Origin of the sequence: Mesorhizobium sp. M3A.F.Ca.ET.080.04.2.1, assembly GCF_003952525.1 — a bacterium.
Taxonomy (GTDB): domain Bacteria; phylum Pseudomonadota; class Alphaproteobacteria; order Rhizobiales; family Rhizobiaceae; genus Mesorhizobium.
In genome coordinates this window covers 25,736-40,844 of record NZ_CP034451.1, presented here as the reverse complement: position 1 = coordinate 40,844, position 15,109 = coordinate 25,736, and the positions used below count along the sequence as shown (strand labels likewise).

The following is a 15,109-nucleotide window of genomic DNA, read 5'->3' as shown; positions in this document are numbered from 1 at the left end:
GATGGTCGATGCGGCCCTTATCGAGCAATGCACCGATCGGGGTCTGAAGCCCGCGATTGTCGAGAAATTCATCGAGCGCGCTGGATCACAGGATCCGCTCGCCATCACGGTGCGCTCCGGCAATCGTGTGGTGGTGATCCCGAGGCCCGCTACGCCGGACGAGGCGATGGACCTCATCAGTCAGCATGTCGGCCGCGCTGTTGTACGTGTGGGAATTACACAATACCCGGCCGGTCTTGGGGTCATGGAAGCGGGAGAGCTGAAGCGCGACCTGGTTGACGCTTGCGCAAATCTGCGCATGGGCACCGCACTGTTCGCCAAGGTCTATCGGATCGTGACCAAATGGTATGGGAACCCGGCCGAGGAAGCCTTCGACGACGCAATCATTGCATGGCAGACGGGGTATTTCGAAGGGGAGTCGGTGTTTCGCGCGGCGGATCCGCGCGATATCGGGGCGGCTGCGCCGGCTGCTGACAAGGGCACGTTAGAGCCAGCCAACAGCGAAGCGACCAGCGACAAAGACTCCGCCGAGGATCCAAATCGAGCCGGGATAAGGGTCGATCTTTCCCAAATTGGACTTCGCTCGGACTAAATATGTGGGAATGAAGACTTGCAGTACAATCAGATGCGATAGCCTGTCCGCGTTTGAACGAAGGAAGCAATGCGTTCAGACTGCGAAATGTCTGCCACAATGCCCGGATGGCGGCAACGATTTTCGCGGCTCTCGCAAAGACTCCACGGGCATGTTGGTCTCTACCATGGTCCGGTCGGCACCGAAGGCGCCCTGAGCATGGCGCAGCAGTGGAACCGTACCGTTGATGGCCCAAGCCGGCGCGCCGAGGCCAAAACCGCAGAGTTTTACCTAGACATTGGATGCCTGCGCTAGCCGCTTGATAGCTGAACGCCAGCCGGCAAGACCTTCTGCGGTCCGGCCACCATGCCGAAGTGTTCAAAAGATCATCGCGTCCGGAAAGGCCTTCGCGAGCGCCAGCGCCATGCTCTGCATTTTTCTAGGAGATATTCGGTGTGGCATCCCGAATGCTCGAGAAAGCATCAAGAAGCCCGTCGCTCAGCGCACTGTCGAGAATTTGGGCTGGTCCCATGCGATAGCCCCAACGCCCACTTTCCATGAGATGCGCGGTCCATGTTGTCTTCCAACCGGCTCTCCTACCCGGCTGGTCTCCAAACCTACCGCGCGATCGGCTCCCACTGGCGGTTCGCAGAAAGTGCGATCGCAGATCGAAGATCTATGATCGCAACCTTGACAATCAACTCAATTTCTGAGAACTGATTATTTGTGCGGAAGGGAGGCTGGTCCCTGGCACAGCATAACCACTCCAGCGCGATGGAAGACGAGCCGAATGGCCTTGACCAGCAAGACGACGCGCGGCCTCTACACGGCCACGACCAGCCCGTTCACGGCCGAGGGAAAGCTGAACAAGGCTGCCATCTCCACCCAGATCGAAGCGCAGCTTGCCGCCGGCATAAGCGGGATCGTGGTAGCGGGCGGGACGGGGGAAGCCTCGGCGCTTTCATTCTCCGAAAGGGTCGAAGTCCTCGCCACGACCGTGGAGGCTGCCCGCGGGCGGATGCCAGTCGTTGCAGGAGTCACCTCGCCAGGCCTCGCGGACGCGATCAGCCTCGGCCGGGCATGTCTAGACGCCGGCGCCGACGGCTTGATGGTGATCACCCCGTTTGGAACTAACCCCACCCAGAATGGCATCAGGGATTACTACAAGGCAGTAGCGGACGGCGTGGGCCAGCCCGTCATGCTCTACGACATTCCCTACCTGACGCTTGTCACAACCCGGCCTGAGACCGTCAGAAAGATCGTCGATGACGGTTCGATCTTTGCTATGAAAGCATCGAATCCGGATCAGGTCCTCTTCACCGAACTTGTCGATCTCGTCGCAGCCGACATTGCGCTTATGTCCGGCGACGAGGATCTGTTTGCGGTTGAGGTCGCTCTCGGCGCCGTAGGGGGCGTGCTGGCATCAACCAATGTTCTGCCCGGGACCTGGGGGGAGATTTTTGAGACGGCGCGATCCGGCAATCTTCTACTAGCCCAGCAGCAATTTGCGCGTATCCGCGATTTCATCGTCAGCGCTTTTGCCGAACCCAACCCTGGTCCTATCAAAGCGGCTCAGGCTCTTGCCGGCTTCGACGCCGGGCCGGTGCGGATCCCCAACAGGCCAGCGAGCGCCGCTCTGGTTGAAAAGATGCGCATGCAGTTGGTCGATTTGCTCGCCCACGAGAAAAGTTTGGCCGCTCGTCACGAGCGGCCGTAGCCGACATTCAAACTCGGGCCGGCATGGTCCGAATGGCCAACATTCGTCAAACCGGAGGAGAGACATGTCAACAAAGACCAGAATTCTAAATTCGCTTTGCGCTGCACTTGGGCTGGTTGCCAGTGCCGGCTTTCAAGCTCGGGCAGCGGAACCCTACTACGAGCTGCAGGCAGATTATGCCGCCTGTTCGGACGATTCTTATCAACGGGCCGTCGAGCACGGCGTGAAGCTTGGTGTCGCGCCGGCAATGCCCTGGACCGGCGTCGATCCGACATCCGGCAAGGCGATCGGCATCGACGTTGAGCTAAACGCCGAAGTGTTGAAGCATATGGGCATAACCAAGCTGACCTATGAGGCCGGAGCGTTCAACTCACTGATTCCGTCGCTTCTTTCGAAACGGATCGATATGGTGGTGACCGACGTCCATGTGACGCCAGATCGCGCAAAGACCATCGCGTTCACCGGCCCAGTCTGGTGGTATGGACCGGCACTGGTCGTGCAACAGGGCAATCCCAAAGGTATCAAAACCTTCAAAGACCTGTCCAAGGTTCGCGTCGGTGTTCTGCTGGGCACCGGCCCGGACGAATATCTCAAAAAGATCGGGGTTTCCGCCACGCGCTTTCAGAACTATGCCGAGGAGTTTGCGGCTATCCAACAGGATAAGGTGGATGCCGTCGTCGAATACGATCTTTTGGCCGCCGATTTCAAGAAAGCCAATCCTGACGCCAAAGTGGAATCGATCGCGAGCTTCAAGATGCCCGAAGATCTTTTAAAGAACGGCTATGGCTATGCCCGTTTCGGGATTCGAAAGGACGATTGCAGCTTCCGCACCGCCTACAATCAGGCGCTGGCGGAAGTCCGGGCCTCCGGCGCAATGAGCGGCCTTCTCAAGGCGAATGGGCTTTCGGACAGGAATCTCTTCGTCTTCCCCTTGGAATTGAAGTGATCGAACAAGGCGAAGCGGATATCGGCCGGCGTCTTCCGGCCGATATCGGTTGGTAGGAATCAATATGGAACTGTTGAACCTGGAAGTGATCCGTTCCTACGGATTCGTGCTCTTGCAGGGGCTTGGCAATACGGTTTTGCTTACACTGATCGTAATAGTCCTCGCCGGCCTGCTGGCAATTCCCTTGGCACTCGTTCGCACATCGCGCTTCTGGCTCGTCAGGCTGCCATTCGAAACCTTTGTCGAGATCATCAGGGGAACGCCGCTTATCCTGCAGCTGTTCTATGTCTACTACGTGCTGCCTTCAGCCGGAGTGCAGCTCGATCCGTTTGCGGCAGCGGTCGTCGCACTGACAATGAACTACACGGCCTACCTTAGCGAGGTCTATCGCGGCGGTATCAAATCAATACCTGTCGGACAGCGAAACGCTGCCGCCGCGCTGGGAATGACTCCTGGCAAGGCCTTTATCCGGATAATATTGCCTCAGGCATTCAAGGTGGTCACGCCCACTTTGGGCAATTACTTCATCGCACTCTTCAAGGACACGGCTTTGGCGTCTGTCGTGACGGTGAACGAACTGCTCTACACCGGAAACCTGATTTCGTCTTCGACATATCAATACTTCACTGTCTATACGGTAACGGGTATTTTATATTTCATCGCTGGATTCCCGGCCTCGCTCTTGGTCCGCTATCTTGAGAAGCGGTTGCAGAACGCGAGCAGCAAGCGCCGCAGGCCATCGCCGCCGGCCGTCCTGCCTGAAGTCGGGGAGGCAACGCGGTGATCACGTTGCTGAAGCTGGAAAAGTTCTACGGTCCCTTGCCCGTCATTAGGGGCGTGTCGCTCGACATCAGTAAAGGCGAGGTGGTGTGCCTCGTCGGTCCGTCCGGCAGCGGAAAGTCGACGTTGCTGCGTTGCGTGAACAACCTTGAAACGTTGAGCGCCGGGGAAATACGGCTCGATGGCGAGCGGGTCTATTACGATCCGTCCCCCAAAGGATTGAAACCCCACAGCCAGACCAGAATCGCGGCTGTCCGCGCCCGGTTGGGAATGGTCTTTCAGGACTTCAACCTCTTTCCCCACATGACCGCCCTGCAAAATGTGATGGAAGGTCCCGTGCAGGTGCTCGGGGTCAGAAAGGACGAGGCACGGCAAAGGGCGCTCGATCTTCTCAAGCGCGTCGGACTTGCCGAACGCCACGGCCACTTCCCCGACGAACTCTCCGGCGGCCAGAAGCAGCGCGTCGCCATTGCACGGGCGCTCGCCATGAAGCCCGAGGCCATGCTCTTCGATGAACCGACGTCCGCGCTCGATCCGGAGCTCGTCCACGAAGTCCTGTCGGTGATGCGAGAACTTCGAAACGACGGAATGACGATGATCATAGCCACGCATGAGATGAATTTTGCCCGCGAGGTAGCCGATCGCATCGTGTTCTTGGACGACGGTCTGATCGTCGAGGATTCTCCGCCCTCCCAATTCTTCGACGTCAGCACGAACCCCCGCAAGGCAAGCTTCCTGCGCAGCCTGACCCGGAGATGACCGTACTCGCTTATTGTGGAGCCCTCTCCGAACCGAGACGGGGCGGCGGCAGATTGAAAGTGAACGATATGAGGATCGACGAAACCAGCAGACAGAAACTTGGCGAAATTCTCGGCGATCGCCTCACCACCAACACAGCCATTGTCGAGCAGCATGCCCGAGGAGAAGGCCATTTGCCTGCGTGTCCCCCGGACGCGGTGTGCTTTCCGACCTCGGCGCTCGAAGTGAGCGCGATCCTGAAGGTTTGCAACCAAGCTCGCATACCGGTCGTGCCGTGGGGCGCCGGCACTTCACTCGAGGGCAATGTTTGCGCCCTGAGCGGCGGCCTGTGCGTGGACATGAGCAGGATGAATGCGATCCACGCGGTCAATGCCGAGGATCTCGACGCTGCGGTCGGCCCTGGAGTCACGCGCAAGCAACTCAATTCCTATCTGCGCGACACGGGGCTGTTTTTTCCAGTCGACCCAGGCGCGGACGCCACAATAGGCGGCATGGCCGCCACCCGCGCATCGGGCACAAACGCCGTGCGCTATGGAAACATGAAGTCAAATGTCCTGGCTCTGGAAGTGGTGCTGCCGAATGGAGAAATCATCCGGACGGGGTCGCGTGCGCGCAAGTCCGCGGCCGGGTACGATCTGACAAGCCTGTTCGTCGGCAGCGAGGGAACGCTTGGTCTGATCACCGAAGTTACCGTCAAGCTCTACGGCTTGCCGGAGGTCATTTCCTCCGCCGTATCGCATTTTCCCAATGTGGATTCGGCAGTCTCATTGGTCACCGAGGCAGTGCAGCAGGGAATTCCGGTTGCGCGAGTCGAGTTTCTCGATGAACTGACCATCCTTGCGGTCAATCGCTATTCCAAGCTCGATCTGCCGGTCGCACCTACACTCTTCTTCGAGTTTCACGGCTCCCCGGCTGCCGTTGACGAGCAGATTCGTCAGGTGGCAGCTCTTGTAGAAGAGTATTCGGGCACACCACTGAAATCCTCGGCCGACCTCGAGGAGCGCAACAAGCTTTGGCATGCCCGGCACGAGGCGCACTACGCGATGCTGGCCATGCGCCCAAACGCGCGCGTCTACGGCACCGACGCCTGCGTGCCGATTTCGCGGCTGGCAGAATGCATCAAATCTACTGGAGAAGATCTTAAGGGGGCGCCTTTTTACGCAAGCGTCATCGGTCATGTCGGCGACGGCAACTTCCATCTCGGGATGGTCATCGATCCGGACGACGCTGCCGAATTCGAGCTTGCGGAAGAAATCCATGACCGGCTCATCGAGCGTACGCTTGCGCTGGGCGGCACCTGCAGCGGCGAGCACGGAATTGGATACGGAAAGACGAAATACATGCGATGGGAGCACAAAAACGCAATCGAGGCGATGGCGGCTGTCAAGAACGCATTCGATCCCGCCGGCATTATGAACCCCGGAAAGGTTCTTCCTTAACGGTGGCGGGTCGCATAACGGGCTCAAAGGTCGTTGTCGCGTGCTACTTGACTGCCGATGCTTATTCAGTGCAGCTGTCCTGCCAATGTTTTCGGCTCTCGCGTGTCGCCAACGGCATTGAGAAGCAAGCGCACCCCCGCCGAGATTGACTATGAAAGCAGGAATTTCACTCGAACCGATCGATTTTCAATCGATGCAGGACCAAGTGTACGAGCAGCTGCGCACGGTTTTGATGCGAGGTGGCTTCGAACCAGGGCAAAAGATTAGCGGCAGGATGGTTAGCAAGGCGCTGGGAACGAGCGAGATGCCGGCGCGTGCTGCTCTGGGAAGACTTTTGGCCGAAAGAGCGCTCGTTCAAAATTCGAATGGAACCTATGCAATCCCGGTCCCCACCCGGCGCAGACTCGAGGAAATAATGGAGTTGCGGGCGCTCCTCGAAGGACGAGCTACCGAGGACGCATGCGACCGTATCGACGAAGCGGGTCTGGAAGAAATCCGGCAGTCCAACGCCGGCCTTAATCGAGCGCAGAGCGAGAATAATCTGGACGCGTACCTCGACTACAATCAGAAGCTCAAATTCGCGATCTACAGATATTGCTCATCAGACACCCTTCGGGCGCATATCGAGCTGCTCTGGCTGCAATGTGGCCCCCTGCTTCGCCATCTGGCTGTTGATCCCACCAAGGCACACGCAACGTCTTATTGTGACGAGGCGGTTAGGGCGCTGTTCGCCCGCGAAGCGGTAGCCGCAGGCGAGGCAATTTCCAACGACATACGCTCTGGACTGGATTTCTTGCTGGTACATGGAAAATTTTCTTCCGAAAGCGGTGAGGAGGGCTGACTACGCCTTCTGTTGAGAACGACGATCCGTCCCAACAGGGTGGCGGGATCACCTCAAGCCTGACGGCGGAGCAAGTCAAGTTGCCGTTGCCGAGGGCCGCTGGAGTTTGCTAACCGGGCACGAGATGCTCCACCGCCGGCCGCGATAGCGTGAGATGGTGTCGGCGTTTTGTCTCAGCATACGCGGGCTGGAGAGCACCCTCTGATGGCATTTTTATCTACCCATACCGCTGATATAAATCTCGACTCGCCGTTGCGTTTGGCGGCAGAGCGATCTCAGTATGAGTGGCCCGCAGGGCGTGAGGTTGGACGAGAGCACGAGCCTCGCGACTGATCGATCCGTTGAGCAGACTTGTGCATGGCGCGGCAGGAAGGCCATGGTCTGCTGCTGCAGACCACATCTCGCTCTAAGCGGAAAACCATGGTGGCTCAACAAAGCGCTCAGTGTTGTACGGCTCAGGCGCGACGAGGGCCAGACTGCCGTTCCGGCTTATCTGATAAAAGAGGTGCGGTGTTCCCCGGGAAGGATCCTGAACAAAATCCGGATAGGGAACCGCTGCTTGCCAAACCGGATGATAGCTGACCGCACCGACGACGCCCCGGTAGGTGGTCTCCCGCAAGGCGCGGGCGACTTTGCGGTTCTGCTCGAAGTCGCCGGGCCCGCCGGTGCCGACGGCAATAGAGGCCGCGACCGCATAGTGATGTACTGCGGTATAAGACTGGCAGCCGACCTGCGGAGTCGAACTCTGTCCGAAGCGCGCGACGTAAAGGTCTGCAAAATGCCTGCCAACGTCGTCGCGCAACAGACCGATCATAGTACTGACGATCACACCGACCGCCTTGGTCTGGGCGATGTCGATGAAGGATTGGTGCATGGCGCCATACTGCACATACACGATGCTGTTGGTCGGCTCTTCCATGAACTGCAAGTGGAAATGCGCAAGGTCACCAGAATAGAAGTGCGTGTTGGCGATGACCGCAGGCCGTACTGCGCGAACCCGACCAAGAACGTCCCGCCACTCGGTTGTCGGCGTAGCGACAATGTGTGGGCCAAAAGCCAGTTGCCATCCGAACTGCACCGCAGCGGCGGCCATCGCATTCGCGATTACGATACTATAGGGCTTAGATCCCGAGATGATGGCAATGCGGTTCGATTCGGGCGACCATTGGCCTGTGTCGCGCAACCATGAGATAAATTTGATGAATCCTTGGCCGTACCAGTACTCGGCGGCGTCTGCCATGAAACAGCCGAAATAACGATCTGGGTCACTCGCTATGGTATCGTGATGCTGCAGCAGCGTATTGTGGTGGATGTAGAGGATCCCTGCATCGGCGATGGGCTCATATTCGCAATTCTGAGCACCGATGTTGTAGCCGTTGATGATCGCGTGCACCTGATGCCGGTCAATCAGCCATCGCGCTGCGGCGGTCACGTCCTCAGCGGTCTGCATTTTCGTATCAGCGAAGATCGGATGCAGACGTTTGCCGAGGATGCCGCCGCGAGCATTAATCTCGTCGACGGCCAGCAAAACGCCATTGCGGAATTCAGTGCCGTCGGCGGCCGAGGGTCCGGTTAGGGGAACCATGCTGCCGATCGGGATCAATTGGTCTTGCGCGCTGTCAGACATTTTTTAATCCCCCATCGGATAGCCGCTAACGAACATCCAAAACCAGTTGCTCGGACTCGAAAAGCAACCTGTGCATCAGCACCCTCAGCCTGGGTGGGCTGACGGGTTTGATCAGGATGGGGAATCCAGCATCCTTAATCGCATCGATCACCTGCGGGTCGGTGTCAGCTGTCACGACCACGCCGGGCACTGGCTCCATCAACCTGTCGCGAATAGTTTGAATGACCGAGGTGCCGTGCTCGCCGCGCAGGCTGTAGTCGGCGATGATCAGCCGCGGTTTCAATTTCTCGTCCTCAATGAGACGGCATGCGTCTTCCTTCGATCCGGCGGCATGGACCAGTATGCCCCAGCGCTCCAAGAGGTCCCGCGTCGCTTGGCGCAAAGTGTCGTCGTCCTCGATCAGCAACACGGGAATGCCCATGAATTCGCCGCCGATCCGCTCGCTGATCTCCGGTTCTCCGATGTCGCTGTGCCAAATGTTGCCAAGCGGCACGGATACCGAAAAGACCGACCCCTTGCCAAGTGTCGACCGGACGTTCAGCTCATGGCCGAGAAGCCCGCACAAGCGTGTGACGATGTTCAAGCCCAGACCGAGACCGGCATTCTTTTTCCGCTTGCCGACGCCGATCTGGAAAAACTCCTCGAAAATCTTTGGCAGGTTTTCGGCTTCGATGCCGCAGCCGGTGTCCCACACCTCGATGCGCAGATTCCTTCCGGCCTGCCGGCAGCCAACCAAGACCTTCCCCACCTCGGTGTAGCGGATCGCATTGGCGACCAGATTCGACAGGACACGCTCCAGCAATGCCTTGTCGCTGACGACCGCGCTTCGTGGATCGACAAAGCGCAGGCTTAATCCTTTCTCCGACGCGACGTGCTGGAATTGTATGTCCAGCCGCTGGAATATCTGGACCAACTGGAACGTGGTGACTCGCGGCCGAATCTGACCGGCATCCAACTGGCCTATTTGCAGCAGCGCGCCGAGCAGATCCTCCATGATGGAAACCGCGATATCCATCGTGTGTAGCATGTCCTGGCGATGGACAGGATCGAGTTCGGCCATGCAGTTGTAGATCAGTATCCTGAGCGTTGCGAGCGGCTGCCTGAGATCATGGTTGGCGGCGCGCAGGAAGCGTGTCTTTCCCTCGTCGGCGGTCTCCGCCAGGGTCTTGGCCTCGCGCAATGCATGTTCGCTCCGCTTCATGGAGCTGATGTCGTTTACGGTCGTTACCATGCCACCGGCGGGCATGGGTTTCTGCACGATCTCGATCGTGCGTCCATCGGCAAGCTTCTGTTCGCTTCGTTTATCGACGCCGAAATCCGCCAGTTGAGATTCGGCCCAGCGATCGGGCGGTTCCGATAACACCCACTCGTTGGATCGTGCAGCAGTCAGCAGGGCTGCAAGGTAAGTGATGCGAGGTTGTTTGGCTCCTGCACCATCGCCTCTCTGGTCTTCGAAACAAAACGCATGTCGAAAAGCAAGGTTGGCATAAGTCAACCGCCGCTCGATGTCCCATATGGCCATCCCGGTCGCGATGGAATCGAGACCGTCGAATACCGAAGCGACATCGCTTTTCAGAAGGCGGTCCACGTCATAGTGACCTATTGCTGCTCGGCCTGCCTGTGCAGGTTGGCCAGGTTCACCGCGTAGTGGATGGCCGACGACCTGTCCCGAAGCCCCAGCTTCTTCATGAGATTGCCCAGGTGAACGCGAACTGTGTGGCTGCTCAGACCAAGATCAGTCGCGATGCGACTGACTGAATATCCCTTGCCCAGGAGTGCCAGAACGTCGCGTTCGCGATTGGTCAGGGTATCGACACTCCGGTCTGATGAGCGGGGCGGGGCGGCTTCGGTGGGCGCGCGCTCGCGTCCGCGTGGCGCCGTCTCGATGATGTGGCGCGGGAACGAGACCTCGCCGGCCAGCACCCGTTCGAACGACCGCTCGATCTCGGGGCCGCTTGCTGACTTGGGGATGTAGCCGATCACTCCATGCTCAACCGCACGCAGCACATGCTCGATGTCATCGTGGACGGAAACCACGACTACAGGCACCTCGGGAAACTCGCGCCGCAGTTTCTGAAGACCCTCGAATTCCTCAAAACCGGGCATTATCAGGTCGACGAGCATCAGGTCGATGTCGGCGTGGCTGCGCAAGAGCGTGAGCGCTTCGCCGAACGTCCCCGCCTCATAGACGTCAAGAGCCTTGTGGAGGCGCCGTATGACCTGCTTCAGGGATTCCCTCACCATCCAGTGGTCATCGGCGATCAGAACTTTCATATCACCGTCCTTGCGGCTGTGCGTGCTTGGGAAGACTCGACGAATTCGGCATGTTGCATCGGCGCACCCAGGACAGCTGATTCTTGTTGCATCGGTTTACTCCCAATTTTTCCGACGCAGTGAGAGAAAATCCTCTCTGGACCTGCATCCGGTAGGGCGTGGCAGCCCTGCGTAGACGCCTCTCCTCGCTTTGCTCCACTACTTTGATTAATCAAAACATCTAGGACCCGGCCTCCCAGTCGACAACCGCCGAAGGCATATTCGGCCGCCACTATGCCAATTTTCAACGCAAATTCAAATTCTTTTCCCATCAAGAAAATCTGACTTGACGCTTTGACCCGATTGCGCCACATTTTGGCTAATCAACCCGGCATGAAGTCCGGACGAAATGTCTAATTAATATTGGGAACATAACTAGACGCGATCCGGTGCTGGCCGGTGACAATAGGAGGACTCCATGCTTGGGACGATCAATCGCAGGAAGCTGCTGAAGACGGCCGCGGCCGGCGCTGCGGGCGCCGCGTTTCCGATGCCATTCATTTCCCGGTTGTCGGCTGCCGAACCGATTCTGCTCGGACTGCCGACATCCCAGACCGCTGCAGCCGGCGTCGCGGATGACCTTGACCATCTCAACGGCACGACGTTTGCCGTAGAGGAGATCAACGCGGCGGGCGGCATTCTGGGTCGTGAGCTCAAGCTGTTCGTAACCGACGTCGACAAGCTGTCGCCCGAAAGCTGTCAGCAATCGATTGCCGCCTGCATCGACGCCAAGGTGCACGCGATTTCGAACGCCTTCCTGTTTGTTCCCATTCCGGCGATGGACGAGTCCGCCAAATACAAGTGCCCCTACGTTCAGGGCAACACGCAGCGGGCCGCGACGGAGGCTTTCAGGTCGAATCCGGAGAAATACAGCCACGTTTTCCAGACCGACCCGTCGGAGGTGCATTACGGCTACACCTATCCGCTGTGGCTCGAGCACGAGGAAGCCCAAGGCGTGTGGAAGCCGAAGAACCGCAAGGTCCACATCATCCAGGAGCAGGTGGCGTACTGCCAGACCATCTCCAAGGCCGCCCAGCAGGCCATCAAGAAGCGTGGCAAGTTTGAAGTCGCCGCGATCACCGACATCCAATTCCCCGTGCAGGATTGGGGCCCGGTGATCCAGAAGATGAAGGAAGTCGACGCCGCCGCTATCATGGTCGACCACTGGGTCGCGGCCGAATATGCCGCGTTTTGCAAACAGTTCGTCGCCGATCCGGTGAAGGACTCGCTCGTTTATATGCAATACGGGCCCTCACAGCCTGAATTCCTCACGCTTGCGGGCCAATCGGCTAACGGTTTTTGCTGGTCGACGGTGCTTGGCGTCTATGCCGACGAACGCGGCAAAGCGTTCCGCGACAAATATAAGAAGCGTTTCCCCGGTATCATGGGGTTGGTCTATACCGGCAACGGCTACGACATCGTCCACTACCTTAAGCTTGCCTGGGAAGCAGTCGGCGATCCGAACGATTTCAAGGCTGTCTGCGACTGGATCCGGACCAATCCGTATCGGGGCGTGTGCGGCTACATGGACATGAACAACGCGCTACAGGAGTCCGCGCATTTCCCTGACAATGGCTACGAAATCTCGGCGACCGAACTCGAGAAGGGGATGAGCCAGCTCTACGTGCAGGTCCAGAACGTCGAGCACAAAATCATCTTCCCGAACGAAATCTCAGAATCCAAACTGCAGCCGGCGCCATGGTGGGGTTGATGGCGCGTGGACCGCAGGGGCCTGGCAGCCCCTCCCGGCGCACCTCCGATGCCTTGTTTTCGTGCGAGGGCATTTTTCTCGACCTTGGTGGCCGCGAGATTCTGCGCGACATCAATCTCAGCGTGTCGTCGGGCGAAGTCCTCGGGATCATCGGACCGAATGGCGCCGGCAAGACCAGCTTGTTCGAAGTTCTGTCCGGTCGGTTGCATCCGAAGTCCGGCTCCGTCCGCTACAGAGGCCAGGATATTACCCGCCTCAAGCTGCATGAACGCGCGCGCATCGGCATTGGGAGGAGCTACCAGACACCCGTCGTGCCCGATGAGCTCACGGTCGGGCAGACCTTCAAGGCCGCTCGTCAGGCCTATGCTCCCTATTTGACGCGGTTTGATGCGGAGTATGGCGCGGAGCTTGCAGGGCTCAACGTCAGCCATGACGAGCCTACCGCAAGCCTGGAAACGCTCAACCGGCGCAAGCTTCTGCTCGCCTGTCTCCTGATGCGCAGGCCGACCCTGCTGTTGATGGATGAGCCCGCCGCCGGCCTTATCAATTCCGAGGTTGACGAGATCGACCATCTGATCCGGTTGCTGTCGAAGGAGATGAACATCGCTATCGCTATTGTGGAACATCGTATCGAGCTTCTAGACACCATAGCCGATCGGGTCATGGTCATGGACGCGGGTGAGGTAATCGCCGAAGGATCGCTCGGCGCCATTCTTGCCGATCCCAACGTGCATGCCGCCTATTTCGAGAACGTCGATGCTGGAGCCCTCAAATGAGCGCGGGCCGGGAAGTTCTCAACGTCAAGGGCCTGTCGGCAGGCTACGGTCCGATGCGGGTCATTCACGATCTCGACCTAATCGTGAAATCGGGCGAGAGGGTCGGCCTCGTCGGCCTGAACGGCCATGGCAAGACCACGTTGTTCTATGCAATCGCCGGCCTGACGGGCTGGCAACGCGGGTCTATAAAGCTCAATGGCGTCGAGGTGGGCCGCACGCGCTCGCAAGGCCCGGGTCGCTACACGCACCAGATCGTGCAGCAGGGTTTGGCCGTCATTCCGCAGGGAGACGAGATCTTTCACGGATTGACTGTCGAAGAACATCTCGACTCGGGCGCGTTCACAGCGCGCGCCTGGCGCGAACGCACAGAGCGCAAGAAGCGCATCCTGGCGATCTTTCCGCCATTGGTGAAGCTGAAGAATACTGCGGTCGGCCGCCTTTCGGGCGGCGAGCGCCGCATGGTTTCTATCGGCCGCGGTTTGATGGCCGATGCCTCGCTATTCCTCGTCGACGAGCCCTCTCTCGGGCTGGCTCCCAAAATCGGCAAGAGCGTCATCGACGCCCTGATGAGCGTCGATCTCGTGGAATCGGCGATGGTCATCGCCGAGCAGAACGTCTCGCTTCTGGAGGGCCGAGTGGACCGCATCATCGGCATGCACGTCGGCAAACTCAAGGGCGAGGCGTCGGTCGGGCTCATGTCAAACACGAAGCGCGAGGCTTAAGAGCGTGGATTGGGCCTTCATCTTCGTCAATGCGGTCGTCCTTGCCTGCATCTACGGTACGCTCGCGATCGGCATATCCATCACCTGGTCGAGCCTCGGCCTGGTTAATCTCAGTTATGCCTACATCTTCGCCCTGTCCGGCTACGGTGCCTGGCTGGTCGCCCAATTTGTCGGACCAAGCCTCCCTGCCGTTCTGGTCGGCCCGGCCGTGATGGCCGGCGGCATTCTGACCGGCGCGTTCGGCGGCCTCATCGTCTGCGCGCTCGCCTTCATTCCGATCCACGACAAGCCGAATTTTACAGTGCGCGGGCTGATCGCCACGCTCGCCATCAATCTGATTGGCACCCAGCTTTTGTTGTGGTGGTTCGGGCCCCGTTCGAAAAACTTGCCGGAAATATTCGGCACGGGGAAGATCGCTGCGCCCGGGCTGGTCATGACGGCCGACAAGATCGGCAACGTCCTGTCCTCCGTGATCCTGCTCACGGTCGTCCTGCAGTGGATGCGCTCCAGCCGCCGCGGCCTTGAGATCAGGGCCATGATGATGAACCCGCACGCGGCGGCCATTGTCGGCATTGGCGTCAGGCGGACTGGCTTCTACGTGATGGCGATCACCGGCGGTCTCGCCGGCCTGGCCGCAGTGCTGTTGTCGCAGACTTACTATATCGCCCCGTTCAGCGGACTGACGCCGATGATCAAGGGCGTAAGCATCGCGCTCTGTGGAGGGCTCGGCAGCGTTCGCGGAGCGGTCATCGCCGCCCTTCTACTCGGACTCAACGAGGCGATTACCAGCGTTACGCTGGGCGGCCAGTATGTGCTGATGACGCAATTTTTGGCAATCATCATCGTTCTTCTGATCCGCCCACGCGGCATAGCCGGAATTCTTGACAAGGCGCGGGAGGCTTGATCG

14 protein-coding genes and 1 pseudogene are annotated in these 15,109 nt (G+C 58.9%); 11 read left to right on the top strand and 4 right to left on the bottom strand.

Translation table 11 applies throughout. The annotated features are described in order from the left end of the window. Nucleotide 1: 1 nt before the first annotated feature. The gene (locus tag EJ074_RS00185) at nucleotides 2-592 is read left to right on the top strand and encodes a TraH family protein (RefSeq protein ID WP_129552490.1); all 591 of its coding nucleotides are present in this window, start codon (nucleotides 2-4) and stop codon (nucleotides 590-592) included. 407 nt (nucleotides 593-999) lie between these two features. On the opposite strand, the pseudogene EJ074_RS29985 reads toward EJ074_RS00185, so the two are convergent. Further along, nucleotides 1,000-1,136: pseudogene (locus tag EJ074_RS29985) on the bottom strand (acetyl-CoA C-acyltransferase); the annotation flags it as partial. A gap of 225 nt (nucleotides 1,137-1,361) precedes the next feature. Between EJ074_RS29985 and EJ074_RS00175 the strand changes: the two are divergent. The 6 genes from EJ074_RS00175 to EJ074_RS00150 all read left to right on the top strand — a co-directional run bounded on the left by EJ074_RS00175 (nucleotide 1,362) and on the right by EJ074_RS00150 (nucleotide 7,053). Further along, nucleotides 1,362-2,288: a dihydrodipicolinate synthase family protein gene (locus tag EJ074_RS00175; protein ID WP_129552489.1), complete on the top strand. Its 927-nt coding sequence runs from the start codon at nucleotides 1,362-1,364 to the stop codon at nucleotides 2,286-2,288. Between the two features lie 64 nt (nucleotides 2,289-2,352). Further along, complete coding sequence (locus tag EJ074_RS00170) at nucleotides 2,353-3,234, top strand: transporter substrate-binding domain-containing protein (protein ID WP_129552488.1); 882 nt, start codon at nucleotides 2,353-2,355, stop codon at nucleotides 3,232-3,234. Between the two features lie 64 nt (nucleotides 3,235-3,298). After that, nucleotides 3,299-4,018: an amino acid ABC transporter permease gene (locus EJ074_RS00165; protein ID WP_129552487.1), complete on the top strand. Its 720-nt coding sequence runs from the start codon at nucleotides 3,299-3,301 to the stop codon at nucleotides 4,016-4,018. Then, a complete protein-coding gene (locus tag EJ074_RS00160; RefSeq protein ID WP_129552486.1) occupies nucleotides 4,015-4,773 on the top strand; it encodes an amino acid ABC transporter ATP-binding protein in 759 nt (252 codons plus the stop codon). The genes EJ074_RS00165 and EJ074_RS00160 overlap by 4 nt, the downstream gene beginning before the upstream one ends. Nucleotides 4,774-4,832: 59 nt before the next feature. Then, complete coding sequence (locus EJ074_RS00155) at nucleotides 4,833-6,212, top strand: FAD-linked oxidase C-terminal domain-containing protein (protein WP_348627035.1); 1,380 nt, start codon at nucleotides 4,833-4,835, stop codon at nucleotides 6,210-6,212. Between the two features lie 151 nt (nucleotides 6,213-6,363). Further along, the gene (locus tag EJ074_RS00150; RefSeq protein WP_129552485.1) at nucleotides 6,364-7,053 is read left to right on the top strand and encodes a GntR family transcriptional regulator; all 690 of its coding nucleotides are present in this window, start codon (nucleotides 6,364-6,366) and stop codon (nucleotides 7,051-7,053) included. A gap of 406 nt (nucleotides 7,054-7,459) precedes the next feature. Here EJ074_RS00150 and EJ074_RS00145 read toward each other — a convergent pair whose 3' ends face one another. From EJ074_RS00145 to EJ074_RS00135, 3 genes are read right to left on the bottom strand one after another with little or no spacing between them, the layout of a single operon-like run. Then, on the bottom strand, nucleotides 7,460-8,680 hold the full coding sequence (locus tag EJ074_RS00145; protein WP_207210056.1) for an ABC transporter substrate-binding protein: 1,221 nt from the start codon (nucleotides 8,678-8,680) through the stop codon (nucleotides 7,460-7,462). A 25-nt stretch (nucleotides 8,681-8,705) separates the two neighbouring features. After that, nucleotides 8,706-10,268 carry an ATP-binding protein gene (locus tag EJ074_RS00140; protein ID WP_245454761.1) on the bottom strand — a complete coding sequence of 521 codons (1,563 nt, stop codon included), beginning with the start codon at nucleotides 10,266-10,268 and terminating at the stop codon, nucleotides 8,706-8,708. Between the two features lie 11 nt (nucleotides 10,269-10,279). Continuing rightward, complete coding sequence (locus EJ074_RS00135) at nucleotides 10,280-10,954, bottom strand: response regulator transcription factor (RefSeq protein ID WP_095808506.1); 675 nt, start codon at nucleotides 10,952-10,954, stop codon at nucleotides 10,280-10,282. 457 nt (nucleotides 10,955-11,411) lie between these two features. On the opposite strand from EJ074_RS00135, the gene EJ074_RS00130 reads away from it, so the two are divergent. From EJ074_RS00130 to EJ074_RS00115, 4 genes are read left to right on the top strand one after another with little or no spacing between them, the layout of a single operon-like run. Next, complete coding sequence (locus EJ074_RS00130) at nucleotides 11,412-12,704, top strand: ABC transporter substrate-binding protein (protein WP_129552484.1); 1,293 nt, start codon at nucleotides 11,412-11,414, stop codon at nucleotides 12,702-12,704. Next, complete coding sequence (locus tag EJ074_RS00125; RefSeq protein WP_095808504.1) at nucleotides 12,704-13,480, top strand: ATP-binding cassette domain-containing protein; 777 nt, start codon at nucleotides 12,704-12,706, stop codon at nucleotides 13,478-13,480. Before EJ074_RS00130 ends, EJ074_RS00125 begins: the two co-directional genes overlap by 1 nt. Further along, entirely contained in the window at nucleotides 13,477-14,202 is a 726-nt protein-coding gene (locus tag EJ074_RS00120) for an ATP-binding cassette domain-containing protein (protein WP_129552483.1), read from the top strand. The genes EJ074_RS00125 and EJ074_RS00120 overlap by 4 nt, the downstream gene beginning before the upstream one ends. A gap of 4 nt (nucleotides 14,203-14,206) precedes the next feature. Then, nucleotides 14,207-15,106, top strand: coding sequence for a branched-chain amino acid ABC transporter permease (locus EJ074_RS00115; RefSeq protein WP_129552482.1), 900 nt, complete (start codon nucleotides 14,207-14,209; stop codon nucleotides 15,104-15,106). Nucleotides 15,107-15,109 lie beyond the last annotated feature (3 nt).

What these genes read in the sequence shown, in the direction of transcription:
- EJ074_RS00185 (WP_129552490.1), top strand. Translation starts at nt 2, where the DNA reads ATGGTCGATGCGGCCCTTATCGAGCAATGCACCGATCGGGGTCTGAAG.
- EJ074_RS00175 (WP_129552489.1), top strand. Translation starts at nt 1,362, where the DNA reads ATGGCCTTGACCAGCAAGACGACGCGCGGCCTCTACACGGCCACGACC.
- EJ074_RS00170 (WP_129552488.1), top strand. Translation starts at nt 2,353, where the DNA reads ATGTCAACAAAGACCAGAATTCTAAATTCGCTTTGCGCTGCACTTGGG.
- EJ074_RS00165 (WP_129552487.1), top strand. Translation starts at nt 3,299, where the DNA reads ATGGAACTGTTGAACCTGGAAGTGATCCGTTCCTACGGATTCGTGCTC.
- EJ074_RS00150 (WP_129552485.1), top strand. Translation starts at nt 6,364, where the DNA reads ATGAAAGCAGGAATTTCACTCGAACCGATCGATTTTCAATCGATGCAG.
- EJ074_RS00145 (WP_207210056.1), bottom strand. Translation starts at nt 8,680, where the DNA reads ATGTCTGACAGCGCGCAAGACCAATTGATCCCGATCGGCAGCATGGTT.
- EJ074_RS00135 (WP_095808506.1), bottom strand. Translation starts at nt 10,954, where the DNA reads ATGAAAGTTCTGATCGCCGATGACCACTGGATGGTGAGGGAATCCCTG.
- EJ074_RS00130 (WP_129552484.1), top strand. Translation starts at nt 11,412, where the DNA reads ATGCTTGGGACGATCAATCGCAGGAAGCTGCTGAAGACGGCCGCGGCC.
- EJ074_RS00125 (WP_095808504.1), top strand. Translation starts at nt 12,704, where the DNA reads ATGGCGCGTGGACCGCAGGGGCCTGGCAGCCCCTCCCGGCGCACCTCC.
- EJ074_RS00120 (WP_129552483.1), top strand. Translation starts at nt 13,477, where the DNA reads ATGAGCGCGGGCCGGGAAGTTCTCAACGTCAAGGGCCTGTCGGCAGGC.